At 73.0% G+C, this 15,533-nt stretch carries 12 protein-coding genes; 5 read left to right on the top strand and 7 right to left on the bottom strand.

Annotation, left to right across the window (positions count from 1 at the left end):
* Positions 1 to 3,119: BTAD domain-containing putative transcriptional regulator (locus K7G60_RS01150; RefSeq protein ID WP_225798850.1), on the top strand; the 3,119-nt coding region annotated here is incomplete at its 5' end.
* A gap of 15 nt (positions 3,120 to 3,134) precedes the next feature.
* Here the strand turns inward: K7G60_RS01150 and K7G60_RS01145 are convergent.
* The 3 genes from K7G60_RS01145 to panB form a co-directional block, all read right to left on the bottom strand.
* Positions 3,135 to 3,995, bottom strand: a complete 861-nt coding sequence (locus tag K7G60_RS01145; protein ID WP_225798849.1) for an ABC transporter permease — start codon at positions 3,993 to 3,995, stop codon at positions 3,135 to 3,137.
* Positions 3,992 to 5,002, bottom strand: coding sequence for an ATP-binding cassette domain-containing protein (locus K7G60_RS01140; protein WP_225798848.1), 1,011 nt, complete (start codon positions 5,000 to 5,002; stop codon positions 3,992 to 3,994). The genes K7G60_RS01145 and K7G60_RS01140 overlap by 4 nt, the downstream gene beginning before the upstream one ends.
* Before the next feature lie 111 nt (positions 5,003 to 5,113).
* Positions 5,114 to 5,977 (bottom strand): 3-methyl-2-oxobutanoate hydroxymethyltransferase, encoded by an 864-nt coding sequence (panB, locus tag K7G60_RS01135; RefSeq protein ID WP_225798847.1) that lies wholly within the window; start codon positions 5,975 to 5,977, stop codon positions 5,114 to 5,116.
* Positions 5,978 to 6,166: 189 nt separating this feature from the next.
* Between panB and K7G60_RS01130 the strand changes: the two genes are divergently transcribed.
* The 4 genes from K7G60_RS01130 (at position 6,167) to K7G60_RS01115 (ending at position 11,488) form a co-directional block, all read left to right on the top strand.
* Positions 6,167 to 7,810 carry an MFS transporter gene (locus tag K7G60_RS01130; protein WP_225798846.1) on the top strand — a complete coding sequence of 548 codons (1,644 nt, stop codon included), beginning with the start codon at positions 6,167 to 6,169 and terminating at the stop codon, positions 7,808 to 7,810.
* Between the two features lie 369 nt (positions 7,811 to 8,179).
* Entirely contained in the window at positions 8,180 to 8,878 is a 699-nt protein-coding gene (locus K7G60_RS01125) for a TetR/AcrR family transcriptional regulator (RefSeq protein WP_225798845.1), read from the top strand.
* 244 nt (positions 8,879 to 9,122) lie between these two features.
* Positions 9,123 to 10,145, top strand: a complete 1,023-nt coding sequence (locus tag K7G60_RS01120; RefSeq protein ID WP_225798844.1) for an endonuclease/exonuclease/phosphatase family protein — start codon at positions 9,123 to 9,125, stop codon at positions 10,143 to 10,145.
* A gap of 104 nt (positions 10,146 to 10,249) precedes the next feature.
* Positions 10,250 to 11,488 (top strand): MFS transporter, encoded by a 1,239-nt coding sequence (locus K7G60_RS01115; RefSeq protein ID WP_225798843.1) that lies wholly within the window; start codon positions 10,250 to 10,252, stop codon positions 11,486 to 11,488.
* On the opposite strand, the gene K7G60_RS01110 is transcribed toward K7G60_RS01115, so the two are convergent.
* The 4 genes from K7G60_RS01110 to K7G60_RS01095 form a co-directional block, all read right to left on the bottom strand.
* Positions 11,454 to 13,214, bottom strand: a complete 1,761-nt coding sequence (locus K7G60_RS01110) for an NAD+ synthase (RefSeq protein ID WP_225798842.1) — start codon at positions 13,212 to 13,214, stop codon at positions 11,454 to 11,456. The two genes, K7G60_RS01115 and K7G60_RS01110, sit on opposite strands and share 35 nt — an antisense overlap.
* A 443-nt stretch (positions 13,215 to 13,657) precedes the next feature.
* A complete protein-coding gene (locus K7G60_RS01105) occupies positions 13,658 to 14,077 on the bottom strand; it encodes a CBS domain-containing protein (protein WP_225798841.1) in 420 nt (139 codons plus the stop codon).
* Between the two features lie 125 nt (positions 14,078 to 14,202).
* The gene (locus K7G60_RS01100) at positions 14,203 to 14,832 is read right to left on the bottom strand and encodes a DUF305 domain-containing protein (protein WP_225798840.1); all 630 of its coding nucleotides are present in this window, start codon (positions 14,830 to 14,832) and stop codon (positions 14,203 to 14,205) included.
* Positions 14,829 to 15,506, bottom strand: coding sequence for a DUF3105 domain-containing protein (locus K7G60_RS01095; RefSeq protein WP_225798839.1), 678 nt, complete (start codon positions 15,504 to 15,506; stop codon positions 14,829 to 14,831). The genes K7G60_RS01100 and K7G60_RS01095 overlap by 4 nt, the downstream gene beginning before the upstream one ends.
* Between the last annotated feature and the right edge of the window lie 27 nt (positions 15,507 to 15,533).

The raw sequence follows: 15,533 nt of genomic DNA, 5'->3' as shown, positions 1-15,533 counted from the left end.
TCGGCCGGCTCCGCAGGGTCCTCGGCCGGGACCGGGTGGTCTCCGCCGACGGCGGTTACCGGCTCGACGCCCGGCCCGAGGACGTGGACGCCCGCCGCTTCGAACGCCTCGCCGTCGAGGGCCTGGCAGCGCTCGGGGCGGCCGACCCCGCACGTGCCGCCGCCCTCCTCGACGAGGCCCTCGGGCTCTGGCGCGGGCCGGCCTTCGCCGACCTGCCGGACCGGGACGCGGAGGCCGCCCGCTGGGAGGCCCGCCGACTGGACGTCCGCCGGGCGAGGCTCGACGCCGCCCTCGCGCTCGGCGGCGCCGCCGCCGCTCTCCCCGAGCTCACCTCCCTCTGCGCCGCCCACCCCCTCGACGAACCCCTCCAGGTCCTCCGGATCCGTGCCCTGCGGGACACCGGCCGGGCGGCCGAGGCCCTCGCCGCGTACGAGTCGGTCCGGCGCGCCCTCGCCACCCGGCTCGGCACGGACCCGTCGCCCGCCCTGCGCGCCCTGCACGCCGAGCTGCTGGCCCCGGAACCCGCGCGTGCTCCCCTCCGGGGCAACCTGCGCGCGCGGCTCACCAGTTTCGTCGGCCGCGACGAGGAGATCGCCCTGGTGCGGGACGATCTGCGCGGTGCGCGGCTCGTGACGCTGCTCGGACCGGGAGGCGCCGGGAAGACCCGGCTCTCGCAGGAGGCGGCCGAGCGGGGCACCGAGGACTGGCCGGACGGCGTGTGGGTGGCGGAGCTCGCCCCGGTACGGGATCCCGAGGCCGTGCCCGAGGCGGTCCTCGCGGCCGTCGGCGCCCGTGAGACCGTGCTCCGCGGCGCCGGAGCCGAGGAGCTGCGCGGCGGCGGCGACCCGCTCGCCCGGCTCGTCGAGCACTGCGCCGGGCGCCGGATGCTGCTCCTCCTCGACAACTGCGAGCACCTCGTCGCCGCGGCCGCCGAACTGGCCGAGACGCTGCTCGCGCGCTGCCCCGAGCTCCGTGTGCTCGCGACGAGCCGGGAGCCGCTCGGCGTCCCGGGGGAGACGCTCCGTCCCCTCGGCCCGCTGCCGACCGGGATGGCCCTGCGGCTGCTCGGGGAGCGCGGCGCCGCGGTCCGCCCGGGGTTCCGCGTGGAGGACGATCCGGTCGCCGCGGGCGAGGTCGTGCGGCGCCTCGACGGTCTGCCGCTGGCCATCGAACTGGCGGCGGCCCGGCTGCGGATGCTGACCTTGCGTCAGATCGCGGACCGGCTCGACGACCGCTTCCGGCTGCTGACGTCGGGCGCGCGGACGGTGCTGCCCCGGCAGCAGACCCTGCGGGCGGTCGTCGACTGGTCCTGGGACCTCCTGGACGGTGCCGAACGGGCCGTCCTGCGCCGCTTCTCGGTCTTCACGGGCGGCTGCGACCTGGAGGCGGCGGAGGCCGTCTGCGCGGGGCAGCCCCACGCCGGCGAGCCCCACGTCGGCGATGAGTCCGTTCCCGTCCTCGACCTCCTCGGCGCCCTCGTCGACAAGTCGCTCGTCGTCGCCGCGCCCGGTGAGGCCGGCATGCGGTTCCGGCTCCTGGAGACCGTCGCCGAGTACGCCGGGGAGCGGCTCGACGAGGCGGGGGAGCGGGCCGGCACCGAACGCCGGCACCTCACGTACTACCGCGAACTCGCCCGCCGTACCGACCCCGAGCTGCGCGGTTCCGGGCAGGCCGGGGCCATCGCCCGGTTCGGCACCGAGTACGGGAACATCCGCGCCGCCCTGCGCCGGGCCGTCGACGCCCGGGAGGAGGACGAGGCGCTGGTCCTCGTCCACTCCCTGCTCTGGTACTGGCAGATGCGCGACCTGCGCGCCGACGCCCTGTACTGGGCGGAGTCCGTCGCCGCGCTCGGCCCCGACCCGTTCGGGACGCCTGCCGCCCCCGTCGTACCGCTGCGCGAGCCGTGCACCGCCGCGCCTCCGCCGCTCTCCGAGGAGCAGCGCTGGGAGGCCCGGCGCGGGGTGCGGCTGATCGAGCTGATCAACATGGACTACGAGACCGGCCGCTGGATGACCCCCGAGGGCGTCGAGCGGCTGCGGCGGATCAACGCGATCTACCCGCCGGGGCTCCCGCAGACCTGCCGGCTGCCCGGCTCCTTCACGGTCTTCGCGGTCCTCCTCCTGGGCGAACCGGGCCGCATGGGCGAGGCCCTGGAGGCGCACGTCGGCGCCTGCCGCCGCCACGGCGACGAGTGGGAGCTCGCCCACGCCCTCCAGCTGCGCGCCAACATGCTCGCCAACCGGGGCGACCTGGCCGAGCGGGCGAGCGCCGACGCCGAGGAGAGCCTGGAGATCTTCGTCCGCCTCGGGGACGCCTGGGGCGCGGCCGAGGCGCTGTCCTCGCGCGCCGAGGCCCGGGAGCGGCGCCTCGAGTTCGAGGGCGCGGCCCGGGACTTCGCCGACGCCATCGCGTACGCGGAGCGGATCGGCGCCCAGTCCCAGATGGCCCTGCTGCGCGCCCGCTACGCCGACATGCTGATCGAGACCGGCCGGAGCGAGGAGGCGGAGCGGATCCTGCGCCAGGTGGTGGAGGGCGAGCACGGCCGCGGCCACGAGCCGATGCTGGCCGGCCGGATCTTCCTGGGACTGCTGCTGGGCCGGACCGGCCGGACGGCCGAGGCCCGTGAGCAACTGGAGCGGCTGCTCGACGAGTTCCGCTCCGACAGCCTCTTCGGCTCCGAGACGTTCTCCATCTTCGAGGGCTTCGCGCTCGGCAGCCTGGCCTGGGTGCACAACCTGGAGGAGCGGTACGACGAGGCGTTCGCGCTGTCCCGGCGGGCGTACGAGCGCTCCCTCGGCGGTCTGTCGCTGATGGTCGCCCCGCAGATGCCGGCGATCCACCTGGTCACCGCGGCCTGGGCGCTGGCCGGGCTCGGCGGCCCCCGTGCCCGTACCGCCGCCGTCCTGCTCGGCGGGTACGAGGGGCTGCTGCCGCCGGGGCACCTGGCGCCGCCGATGGAGCGGGAGAACCTGGCGCGGGCGACGGAGCTGTGCCGTTCGGCGCTCGGGGACGGGGAGTTCGAGGCGGCACGCGCGGAGGGCGGCGGCCTCTCCCTGGAGGAGGCCGCCGCCCTGCTCGGTCGCGCCGCCGACGCGATCAGTGAGCGCGCCGAGTCATGATCCCCCGGTCGGGACTCAGGTCTTCTTGCGGAACTTGGCGACCGCGAGCGGTGCCGTCACGACGGTGATGAGCGCCGCCCAGCCGAGGGTCATCCACACCGAGTGGGCGACCGGACCGCCGTTGATCAGGTTGCGGGCGGCGTCGGCGAGGTTGGACAGCGGGTTGTAGTCGGTGAAGGCCTCCAGCCAGCCGGGCATCGAGGTCGGCGGGGCGAAGATCGACGAGCCGAACTGGAGGGGCATCAGGACGAGCATTGCCATGCCCTGGACGGCCTGGGCCGTCTTCAGGGAGAGGCCGAGCAGGATGAAGATCCACATGAGGGAGGCCCCGAAGACCATCGACAGGCCGATGGCGGCGAAGAGGTGGAGCACCGAGGTGTGGATCTCCAGACCGAGCAGGAAGCCCATGCCGAGCAGGATCGCGGTGGCGATGAGCATGCGGCCGACCTCGACGACGATCTTCGCGATGAGGACGGAGGACCGGGCGATCGGCATCGTCCGGAACCGGTCCATGACCCCCTTCTTGAAGTCGTCGTTGATGCCGACTCCGACGGCCATGGCGATGTTCATGCCCATCATCGCCATCAGGCCGGGCGTCACGTAGTTCACGTACGCGTCGTTGTTGCCCTTGCCGGCGATGGCACCGCCGAACACGTACACGAAGAGCAGGATGAAGATGATCGGCATCATCACGGCGTCGAACATCGACTCCGGGTCCTGCTTGATCTGGAGGGCGTTGCGGCGGGCCAGGGCGCCGATGTGGCGGAGGTTGGCCCGCAGGCCGATCCGGCCCTCCGCGACGGGGGCGGGACGTGCCGCGGCCGGACCCGGATCCCGGGTGTCGGCGGGGGACTTGGTGACAGTGGTCGTGCTCACGCGGCGACCTCCTGGGGAATCGCGTCGGAAAGCTCGGAGTCGGCGGTCTTCTGACCGGTGATCGCGAGGAACACCTCGTCCAGGCTGGGCAGATGGGTGCCGATGTGGGCGATGCCGAAGCCGCGCGCGCCGAGCAGGCCCACGACGGCCGTCAGCTGCTCGTCGGTGAGGATCGGCACGTACAGCACGCCCTCGTCGGGCACGACGGTCGAGCCGGCGACCCCGTCGAGGCCGGTCTCGCGGAGCGCGGCGGCCATCGCGGGCAGCTGAGCCGGGTCCACGGGGCGGACCTTCAGGGTCCGGCCGCCGACCTTGGCCTTGAGCTCGTCGACTCCGCCCTTGGCGATGACCCGGCCCCGGTCGATGACGGTCAGCTCGCTCGCGAGCTGCTCCGCCTCCTCCATGTACTGGGTGGTGAGCAGGACGGTCGCGCCCTCGGAGACCATGCGCTGCACCTCGTCCCACACCTCGTTGCGGGTGCGGGGGTCGAGGCCGGTGGTCGGCTCGTCCAGGTAGAGGACGGCCGGCTGCCCGATCATGGAGGCGGCGAGGTCGAGGCGGCGCCGCATGCCGCCGGAGTAGTTCATGGCCGGGCGCTTGGCGGCGTCGGTGAGGGAGAAGCGCTCCAGCATCTCGTCGGCGCGGCGGCGGGCGTCGGCGCGGGAGAGGTCGAGCAGCCGCCCGATCATGTAGAGGTTCTCCCAGCCGGACAGCTTCTCGTCGACCGAGGCGTACTGGCCGGTGAGGCCGATGGTGCGGCGCAGCTGGCGGGGGTGCTTCACCACGTCGTAGCCGGCGACGGTGGCGGTCCCGGCGTCCGGGACGAGGAGGGTGGACAGGCAGCGGACGAGGGTGGTCTTCCCGGCGCCGTTGGGGCCGAGGACCCCGAGGACCGTGCCCTCCCGGACGTCCAGGTCGACCCCGTCGAGGGCCTTCGTCGCGCCGAAGTGCTTCACGAGGCCCCGGACCTCGACGGCGTTGGTGTGTGATCGCGTCATGTCCACCATGGAACAGGGGGCCACCGACAATCCCCCGACAGACGACCGACAGCCCGCCGATGGGGGATGTCGGCGGGCTGTCGGGTGGTGCCGCAGTGGCTGTCGGTCAGCCGGTTCCGGCTAGTGGAACGTGTGCTCCTCGGCGGGGAACGCCCCGCCGCCGACGTCCTCGGCGAAGGCGCGGGCGGCGTCGCCGAGCGTCTCGCGGAGGTTGGCGTACTGCTTGGTGAAGCGCGGCACCTTGCCGCCGGTCAGGCCGGCCATGTCGGTCCAGACGAGGACCTGCGCGTCGGTGCCGGCGCCGGCACCGATGCCGATGGTCGGGATGTGCAGGGAGCGGGTGACCTCGGCGGCCAGTTCGGCGGGCACGAGCTCCAGGACGACGGCGAAGGCGCCCGCGTCCTGTGCCGCCTTGGCGTCGCTGAGGAGCCGGTGGGCGGCCTCGTCGCTGCGGCCCTGCACCCGGTAGCCCATGGTGTTGACGGACTGCGGGGTCAGGCCCAGGTGGGACATGACGGGGATGCCGGCCTGGACGAGCAGCTCGGTCTGCGGCAGCGAGCGCTCGCCGCCCTCCAGCTTGATGGCGCCGACGCCCGCGTCCTTGACCAGACGGGTGGCGTTGCGCAGGGCCTGGACGGGCCCTTCCTGGTACGAACCGAACGGCAGGTCGCCGACGACGAGGGCGCGCTTGGTGCCCCGGACGACGGCGGCGGACAGGAACGTCATCTCGTCCATCGTGACGGGCACGGTGGTGTCGTAGCCGAGGTGACAGTTGCCCATCGAGTCGCCGACGAGGATCACCGGGATGCCGGCCTCGTCGAAGACCGACGCGGTCATCGCGTCGTAGGCGGTGAGCATGGGCCACTTCTCGCCGCGGACCTTGGCGGCGGCGATGTCGTGGACGGTGATGCGGCGCGTGCCCTTCCCTCCGTACAGCGCCTTGCTGCTGTCGGCGGGCGGTTTCTGGGCAGCCTGAAGCGTCATGGTGAACGGCTCCTCTTGTCATCTCGAGGCGCCCTGTGGCGTCCCCGGACCACGTCCATGGTGGCACTTCGCCGGGCGGGCGGGGAAGTGGGCCGGAGTGGCGCTGTTCACACCACCGCAACGCAAAGCCTCTGCCAGTTTTTTCGATACGAGACGGTCTCGTATCGAAATTACTCTAGGGTGGTGGCCATGTCACAGCAGTCCACCGCACCCGTCACGCCCGCCGGGCCCCGCGCCCCCGAGGCCGTCCACCGGCGCCGCTGGGCCGTCCTCGGCGTCCTCATGCTCAGCCTGCTGATCGTCGTCCTCGACAACTCGATCCTGAACGTCGCCGTGAAGACGATCGCCGCCCCGGCGCCCACCGGCATCGGCGCCACCCAGAGCGAACTGGAGTGGTCGATCAACTCCTACACGCTGGTCTTCGCCGGGCTCCTCTTCACCTCCGGCCTGCTCGGCGACCGCCTCGGCCGCAAGAAGGTGCTGCTCTTCGGCATCACCGTCTTCGGCATCGGCTCCGCCCTCGCCGCCCTCTCCGGCTCCCCGGGCGAACTCATCGCCTACCGGGCCGTCATGGGACTCGGCGCCGCGTTCGTGATGCCCGCCACCCTCGCCGTCCTCATGAACGTCTTCGAGCGCGACGAGCAGCCCAAGGCCATCGGCATCTGGGCTGGCAGCGTCGGCCTCGCCGTCGCCGTCGGCCCCATCACCGGCGGCATCCTCCTCGAACACTTCTGGTGGGGATCGATCTTCCTCGTCAACGTGCCCGTGGTGGTCCTCGCCCTCGTCCTGATGCTGTGGCTCGTGCCCGACTCCCGGGACCCCAGGCCCGGCCGCGTCGACATACCCGGCGTGCTGCTCTCCGTCGTCGGACTCGTCCTCCTCGTGTACGGGATCATCCGCGGCGGCGAGCTGGCGAGCTTCACCGACGTGACCGTCGTCGCCCCGGTCCTCGGCGGCCTCGCGGTCCTCGTCGCCTTCGTCCTCCACGAGCGGCGCAGCGACCACCCGGCCCTCGACATGTCGTACTTCAGGAAGCCCGCGTTCTCGGCGGCCGTCGCCGCGATCGCGCTCGTCTTCTTCGCCCTCATGGGCGTGACCTTCTTCTCCGCCTTCTACCTGCAGAGCGTGCGCGGTTACACCGCGCTGGAGTCCGGGCTGCTCATCCTGCCGCTCGCCGTCGCGCAGATGGTCTTCGCGCCCCGGGCCCGGCTCGTCGTCGAACGCTTCGGCGCCCGGGCCGTCTGCACCGGCGGCATGCTGCTCGTCGCCGTCGGCCTGACCGCCTTCGCCTTCTTCGAGGCCGACACCCCCGTCTGGGTCCTGGAGGTCGTCTTCTTCCTCCAGGGCGCGGGCATGGCGCACATCATGCCGCCGGTCACGGTCGCGATCATGCAGGCGCTGCCCCGCGAGAAGGCGGGCTCCGGCTCCGCCGTCAACAACACCTTCCGGCAGGTCGGCGGCGCGCTGGGCGTCGCCGTCCTCGGCTCGGTGCTCTCCTCCACGTACCGGGGCGAGATCGAGGGGCACCTGGGCGGCGTCCCGGCGGCCCTGCGCGACACGGCGGGCGAGTCCGTCGAGGCCACGCTGGCGGTCGCGGCGAAGCTCGGTCCCGCGGGCGAGGGCCTGGTCGGCCCCGCGTACACGGCCTTCCTGGACGCCATGCACGTCACGGCGATCGCCTCGGCCGTGATCGGCCTGATCGGCGCGGTGGTCGTCGCCGCCTTCCTCCCGGGCCGGGACCGGGGCGCTGCGGGTGCCGGTGCCGGTGCGGGTGCCGGTGCGGGTGCGGCCCCGGCGACCGACGAGGCCCGGCCCTCGCCCCAGACCGGCTGACCCGGCCCCGCCCGTGCGGGCGGGCGTCCGGCGGGGCGGTGCCCCGGCCCCCGCCCGTGTGGGCAATCGTCCCGCGGGGCGGGACGGGTGGGCACACGGGACGGCGCCCTTCGCGGCGCCTCCGCGTTCCGCGCCTGGACCCGCACCACCAGGGAGCCGTGCACGGGGTGCGGTCCAGGCGCGTGAGCCTCGGGCGCCGGCAAGGGGCGCCGTTCCGTTGTGCCCACCCGTTCCGCCCCTTGCGGAACGCCTGCCCACAACGGGGTGGGCGGGGGCGCCGCCCCGGTGGGACGGGTGCCCGCAACGGGCGGTGGGGCGCGGGAGAATCAGGGGGCGACAGGAAGTACCCGGACGAGAGACGGAGCGCACGTGTCCCTGCAGGACAGCGGGAACCCCGAACCCCAGGACGACGGCCCGGCTCCGGCGGCCAGGCGCGGAACGTCCACGAAGCCCCCCGCGCCCGAAGCGGCCCGCCGGGGGCGCCCGCGGTCCGAGGCGGTCGAGCAGGCCATCTTCGACGCGGTCGTCGGCCTCCTGGAGGAGGGCGTCCCGCTCACCGAGCTGTCCATCGAGCGGATCGCCCGCACCGCCGGGGTCGGCAAGGCCACCATCTACCGCCGCTGGCCCGGCAAGGAGGAGCTCTTCGTGGAGCTGCTCCGCTCCGTGGAGCCCCAGGACCCGGAGCTCGGCGGCACCTCCGTCCGGGACGACCTCGTGATGCTCCTGGAGACGCTGCGCCGGCGCGGCCTCGCCAAGCGGTCCTCCGCCCTGCTCCACAACGTCTTCTCGCAGATGCAGGCCTATCCCAAGCTGTGGGAGGCCTACCAGAACACCGTCATCGAACCGCGCCGCCGCCTCGGCCTGGAGACGGTGCGGCGCGGCATGGAACTGGGGGAGATCCGCGACGACCTCGACGTCGAGTTCGTGAACGACCTCTTCATCGGGCCCCTGCTCCTGCGCACCGTCATCCGGCCCGGCGCCGCCCTGGAGCCGGGGCTCGCCGAGCAGGTCGTCGACGCCGTCATGGCGGGCCTGCGCCCCCCGCATCCGGCCGGACCCCGCACCTGACCGCCCCGTTACTTGACCGGACCCCGCACCCGACAGGCCCCCGTCCCCGGCCGACCCCCGCCCCCCCGCCCCGACCCGTACGAATGTGCGCGTTCTGTCACAGCCTCCCCGCCCGCGCCACCTGCAGGAACCCGCCACGCGCCACTGTCGTCCCTGGGTGAGTGCGACGGACCCGTCATCGCCTAGTGTCGATGCCGGGTCACGGAGCGGGACAGCACGGCAGCAAGGCAGTGAGGACAGTGCGATGGCGCGGGTGGACATGACGGAGACCGACCACGGCGGCGCGGGGAGCGAGCGCCCCCGTTCCCGGTTCCGGACCGCGCTCGACGGCCTCCGCCGCGACCGCGGGATCTGGCGCCGGGGCATCCTGCTCGCCGTGACCGCCGTGGCGCTCACGCTGCTCATGGTGTTCCACTCCGACATCCCCAACCGGATCGGCAACCTGGGCAGCCTCACCGAGACCTTCCTGCCCTGGCTCGGCGCCTTCGTGCCGCTCCTGCTGGTGCTCGCCCTCCTGCGCCGCTCCGCGACCGCGCTGATCGCCCTGCTGCTGCCGGCCGTGGTGTGGCTCAACCTCTTCGGCGGCCTCGTCGCCGACAAGTCGGCCCCGGGCGGCGACCTGACCGTCGCCACCCACAACGTGAACGCCGACAACCCCGACCCCGAGGGCACGGCCCGCCTGCTGGCCGCCTCCGACGCCGACGTGCTCGCCCTGGAGGAGCTGAAGGGCGACATGGTCCCGGTCTACGAGAAGGGCCTCGCCGAGACCTACCCGTACCACTCCGTCCAGGGCACGGTCGGCCTCTGGAGCAAGCTGCCGCTGCGGGCCGCGCAGCCCGTCGACATCCACATGGGCTGGACCCGCGCCATGCGCGCCTCGGTCGTCACGCCGAAGGGCGAGGTGGCCGTGTACGTCGCCCACCTCCCGTCCGTCCGGGTCAAGCTGAACGCCGGCTTCACCGCCAACCAGCGCGACACCAGCGCCAACGCGCTCGGCGAGGCCATCGCCGACGACCGGCACGAGCGGATCGTCCTCCTCGGCGACCTCAACGGCACCATGAACGACCGCGCCCTCAACGCCGTCACCTCACAGCTGCGCTCCACCCAGGGCGCGGCGGGCGACGGCTTCGGCTTCAGCTGGCCGGCCTCGTTCCCGATGGCCCGGATCGACCAGATCATGGTCAAGGGCGTGGAGCCGGTGTCCTCCTGGGCGCTGCCGGAGACGATGAGCGACCACCTGCCGATCGCGGCCCGCGTGGAGTTCTGAACCGGAGCTCCGAAACCCTTCCTTCATCCTCCGGAAGCCACGGGGAAGAAATCGTCCGAGATGATTTGTTCCGTCGAAGAACTAACTTCCGGAAAGGCTCTCCCATGCCCCTGGCGCTGCTCGCGCTCGCCGTCTCCGCCTTCGGCATCGGCACCACCGAATTCGTGATGATGGGCCTCCTTCCGCGGGTCGCCGACGACCTCGGCACCTCCGTCCCCACCGCCGGACACCTCGTCTCGGCGTACGCGATCGGAGTGGTCGTCGGCGCCCCGCTCCTCACGGCGCTCGGCTCCCGCGTCCCGCGCAAGCGGATGCTGCTCCTGCTCATGGCCCTCTTCACCGTCGGCAACCTGGCCTCCGCGCTCGCCCCCGGCTTCGGCTGGCTCGTCGCCGGCCGGGTCCTCGCCGGGCTCCCGCACGGCGCGTTCTTCGGCCTCGGCGCGGTCGTCGCCGCCCGGCTGGTCTCCGAGGACCGGCAGGCGCGGGCGGTCGCCACGATGTTCCTCGGCCTCACCGTCGCCAACATCCTCGGCGTACCGGCCGCGACCCTGCTCGGCCAGCGGCTCGGCTGGCGGGCCACCTTCCTCGTGGTCTCCGCGATCGGCCTGCTCGCCATGGCCGCGCTCGCCCGCCTCGTCCCGTACGTGCCCGTGGACGGGCGGCAGGGCCTCGGCCGCGAGGTGCGCGCCCTCGGCAGGCCGCAGGTGCTGCTCGGTCTGCTCACGGCCGTCTTCGGCTTCGCGGGCGTCTTCGCCGTCTACTCGTACCTCGCCTCGATGACGACCGAGGTGATGGGCTTCGGCGACTCCACCGTCACGGTCGTCCTCGCCCTCTTCGGCCTGGGCATGACCGGCGGGGCGCTCGCCGCCGGACCGCTGACCGACCGGGCGCTGCGCCCCACGCTGTACGGCTCGCTCGCGGCCCTCGTCCTCGCCCTGGTCGCCTTCCGCTTCACCGTCCACGTGCCCTGGCTGGCGCTCGTCACGGTCGTGGTGCTCGGCGCGGTCGGCTTCCTGACGACCACCCCGCTCCAGATGCTGGTCATGAACAAGGCGAAGGACGCCCCGACGCTCGCCTCCGCCTCCAACCACTCCGCCTTCAACCTCGCCAACGCGGGCGGCGCCTGGGCCGGCGGGGCCGCCGTCGCCGCCGGCTGGGGCTGGACCTCCCCGGCCCTCGTCGGCGCCGGCCTCACCGCCGTCGGCCTCGCCGTCGCCGCGGCGGCGGGCCTCCTCGACCGTCCCGGTACGGGAAGGGGGGCCTCCCGCGTCGTCGCGGGAAGCCCCCTCACGGCGGAGGAGCCGGCGGTCAGCCGGCCGTCGTCTCCCGCCAGCGGTTCGTGATCGGCAGCCGCCGGTCCTTGCCGAAGCCCTTCGCCGAGATCTTGGTGCCCGGCGGGTACTGGCGCCGCTTGTACTCCGCCGTGTCCACCATCCGCAGCGTCCGCGTCACCAGCTCCTCGTCGAACCCGGCGGCCACGATGGCGTCCCGGCCCTGGTCCTGGTCCACGTACAGCGAGAGGACCGCGTCCAGGACGTCGTAGTCCGGCAGCGAGTCCGTGTCGACCTGGCCGGGGCGCAGCTCGGCGCTGGGCGGCTTGGTGATCGAGCTCTCCGGGATCGGCGGCGTCTGGCCGCGCTCCTCGGCCGCCCGGTTCCGCCAGCGGGCGAGCCGGAAGACGGTCGACTTGTAGACGTCCTTGATGGGCCCGAACGCGCCGACGGAGTCGCCGTACAGCGTCGAGTAACCCACCGCCAGCTCCGACTTGTTGCCGGGGGCGAGGACGATGTGACCCTCCTGGTTGGAGAGCGCCATCAGCATCGTGCCGCGCAGCCGCGACTGCAGGTTCTCCTCGGCGAGACCGGTGAGGCCGAGCGCGCCCATGTACGCGTCGAACATCGGCTCGATCGACACGGTGCGGAAGTGCAGTCCGGTCCGGCGGGCCAGCTCGGCCGCGTCGCCGCGCGAGTGGTCGGAGGAGTACTTCGAGGGCATCGACACGCCGTACACGTTGTCCGCGCCGAGCGCGTCGCAGGCGATCGTCGCGACGAGCGCCGAGTCGATGCCGCCGGAGAGCCCGACCAGCACCGAGCGGAAACCGTTCTTCGCGACGTACGCCCGCAGTCCGATCACCAGCGCCGAGTAGATCTCCTCGTCGTCCTCCAGCCGGTGCGCGTAGCCGCCCGTCAGCTCCGGCTCGTACGCCGGAAGCGGCTCCTCCGACAGCACCACCCGGTCGATCCGCAGCCCGTCGTCCACCACGCCCTCGGGGGCCCCGGGGTCCGCCGCCGGCAGCTCCAGGTCGAGGATCACGCTGCCCTCCACGAACTGCGGGGCGCGTGCGATCACTTCGCCGGCCGCGTCCACGACGATCGAGTCGCCGTCGAAGACCAGCTCGTCCTGACCGCCCATCATGGCCAGGTACGCGGTGACGCACCCGGCCTCCTGGGCCCGCTTGCGGACCAGTTCGAGCCGGGTGTCGTCCTTGTTCCGCTCGTACGGCGAGGCGTTGACCGAGAGCAGCAGCCCCGCCCGGGCGCTGCGCGTCGCCGGGACCCTGCCCCCCTCCTGCCAGAGGTCCTCGCAGATCGCCAGGGCCACGTCGACGCCGTGGACGCGGACGACCGGCAGGGTGTCGCCCTGCACGAAGTAGCGGTACTCGTCGAAGACGCCGTAGTTCGGCAGGTGGTGCTTGGCGAAGCGCAGCACCACATCGCCGCCGTACAGCACGGCCGCGGCGTTCTCCGGCGAACCGGCCGGCCGGCCGAGCCGCGGCTCGGCCCGCTCGGAGCGGTCGAGGTAGCCGACGACGACCGGCAGCTCCCCGAACCCCTCGTCCGCGAGGCGCCGGGCGAGGCCGCGCAGGGCCGTCCGGGACGCCTCGACGAAGGAGGAGCGCAGCGCGAGGTCCTCGACGGGATATCCGGTCAGCGCCATCTCGGGGAACGCGACGAGATGCGCGCCCTGCCCGGCGGCGTGCCGGGTCCAGTGCACGATCGCCTCGGCGTTTCCGGCGAGGTCTCCGACGGTCGAGTCGATCTGATTCAGGGCGAGGCGTAGTTGAGGCACCCGCCCAGTGTAATCGTCAGACCGACGCTATGTCCTGGGATCCGGGAGCGGGTCCCGGCCACCTCACGGGACCGGCCCGGATCGCCGACTCGTCCTCCAGGAGCCGCGGCGCCGGTTCCAGCCGCACCTCGCCGTCCGCGCCGGCCGGCGGGGCGCAGACGCGAGCGGCCCCGGCCCGCTCGCCCGGGAGCACCTTCCCCGGCCTCCCCGATCCGGCGGCCGGACCGGCCGCGGCGGCACACCCCGCCCCCCGGGGCACCTCGGGGGCGAGGAGCGGTCTTCTCCACGGGCGTGGTCGTGCGGGGTCCTCCTTCGACCACTTCTCCATCGGCTGGATGACCGGGGCCGTCGGCGTCGTGCTGGTCTGCGCCGCCCTGACCCCCGAACGCCACCGCCCGGACACGGAGGTCCGGGCGGTGGCTCGAAAGGAGCGGGGGAGGAGATCAGGAATCGGCGTAGACGCTCGAGACGAACGCCTTGATCTGCTCGTCCGACAGGTGCTGGGCCAGATCGGCCTCGCTGATCATGCCGACGAGCCGCTTGTCCTCGATGACCGGCAGCCGCCGGATCTGGTGGCCCCGCATCTCCTCCAGGACGGTGTCCACGTCCGCGTCCGACTCGACCCAGCGCGGGGTGCCCTTCGCCATGTCGCCGCAGGTGACCCTCGACGGGTCGTGGCCCTCGGCCACACAGCCGACCACGATGTCGCGGTCCGTGATGATGCCGCAGAGCCGTTCGTTCTCGTCGGCGATGGGCAACGAGCCCACGTTGTGGTCGCGCATCATCTGTGCGGCACGGTCGAGCGTCTCGTGTGCCGGGATCCACTGGGCCCCGGAGTGCATGATGTCCTTCGCCGTGGTCATGGGGTGCGTACCTTTCGTCGAACGTCGTCGTACGAAGTCCCCGAGCCCCACCCATTGTGGGCGGACGGCGCGGCCCCCGCGACCGCAGCGGGTCGCGGGGGCCGTGTGGCCGGGTCCGGCGGGGATCAGGCCCCGCGCTTCCTCAGCATGTCCGCCATCAGCGCCATCTCGGACGTCTGCGCGTCGACCATGCCCTGCGCCAGGTTCCGCTCGATGTCCACACCGCACTTCTGGACGCAGCCCTCGGCCATGTGGACCCCGCCCCTGTGGTGCGCGGTCATGAGCTTCAGGTACAGGACCTCGGCCTCCCGGCCGCTGGCCCCGCGCAACTCGTCCAGCTGCGCGTCGGTCGCCATGCCCGGCATCAGGGCCCCGTCCAGCGACTCCGCGTCGGCCGAGACGCCCATGCCCATCCAGGCCATCGGCTCGACACCGGAGACGTTCTTCGGCAGCCCCCACAGGTCGAGCCAGCCGAGCATCATGCCCCGCTGGTTGGCCTGGGTGTTGGCGATGTCGTACGCGAGCCGCCGGACCTCCTCGTCCTTCGTCCGGTCCCGGACGATGAACGACATCTCGACGGCCTGCTGGTGATGGACGGACATGTCCCGGGCGAAGCCGGCGTCCGCGGACGAGGAGACCGGGGTGCTAGGAGCCTCGTCGCGGTCGGCGGAGGCGACGGTGACCGCACCCCCGGCGAACAGCAGCGCGAGGGCGACGGCGCTGATCGCCGCCCCCTCCGTACGGCCCAGCCTCACTGGCCCATCCCCGTGCCGCCCTGACCGTCCGCGCCGATCCCGCCCGTGCAGGCCGCGCCCGGCTCCGGGGTCTGCGGGCCCTGCACGTACTTCGTGAAGAAGGCGTCGACGCGCGGGTCGTCCGCGCCGTCCACGGTCACCTGCTTGCCCCAGGCGGACAGCATGATCGCCCCGGCCTGGTCGTCCACCGGGCTCATCAGCGAGTACTTGGTCTTGCCGACCTTGTCGGCCAGCTTCTTCACGTCGGCCTGGGAGGCCTTCTTGTTGTACGTCACCCAGACGGCCCCGTGCTCCAGCGAGTGCACGGCGTTCACGTCGGCGATCTTCTCGTCGTAGACCACGCCGTCGCAGTTCATCCAGACCGGGTTGTGGTCGCCGCCGACCGGGGGCTTCATGTCGTACTTGACGGCCGTCTGGACGTGGTTGCGGCCGAGCTTCTTCGGGTCCCAGGACTTCTCGGCCGCGATGGGGGCCTTGGCGGCGGCGTCCTTGGCGTCCTGCTCGTCGGACTTCTTCATCAGCACGAAGGTGCCGAAGCCGACGAGGCCCAGCACGACGACAGCGGAGATGCCGACGGTGATCAGGCGGTTGCGGCGCTCACGGGCCTGCTCGGCGCGGCGCATCTCCTCTATTCGGGCGCGGCGGTCGGCGGTGGCGGAGCGGTTGGCGGCCATGGTGGTGTCGTCCTTCTTCGGGAGTGG

It is taken from the genome of Streptomyces sp. NK15101, from assembly GCF_020400725.1.
Lineage (GTDB): Bacteria > Actinomycetota > Actinomycetes > Streptomycetales > Streptomycetaceae > Streptomyces.
The sequence above is the reverse complement of the archived record's forward strand: the minus strand, read 5'-3'. Positions and strand labels throughout refer to the sequence as shown.

Excerpts from the sequence above, each read along its gene's own strand:
- panB (WP_225798847.1), bottom strand. The coding sequence starts at position 5,977 with ATGACGCTTCAGGCTGCCCAGAAACCGCCCGCCGACAGCAGCAAGGCG.
- K7G60_RS01105 (WP_225798841.1), bottom strand. The coding sequence starts at position 14,077 with ATGACCACGGCGAAGGACATCATGCACTCCGGGGCCCAGTGGATCCCG.
- K7G60_RS01130 (WP_225798846.1), top strand. The coding sequence starts at position 6,167 with ATGTCACAGCAGTCCACCGCACCCGTCACGCCCGCCGGGCCCCGCGCC.
- K7G60_RS01095 (WP_225798839.1), bottom strand. The coding sequence starts at position 15,506 with ATGGCCGCCAACCGCTCCGCCACCGCCGACCGCCGCGCCCGAATAGAG.
- K7G60_RS01115 (WP_225798843.1), top strand. The coding sequence starts at position 10,250 with ATGCCCCTGGCGCTGCTCGCGCTCGCCGTCTCCGCCTTCGGCATCGGC.
- K7G60_RS01140 (WP_225798848.1), bottom strand. The coding sequence starts at position 5,002 with ATGGTGGACATGACGCGATCACACACCAACGCCGTCGAGGTCCGGGGC.
- K7G60_RS01120 (WP_225798844.1), top strand. The coding sequence starts at position 9,123 with ATGGCGCGGGTGGACATGACGGAGACCGACCACGGCGGCGCGGGGAGC.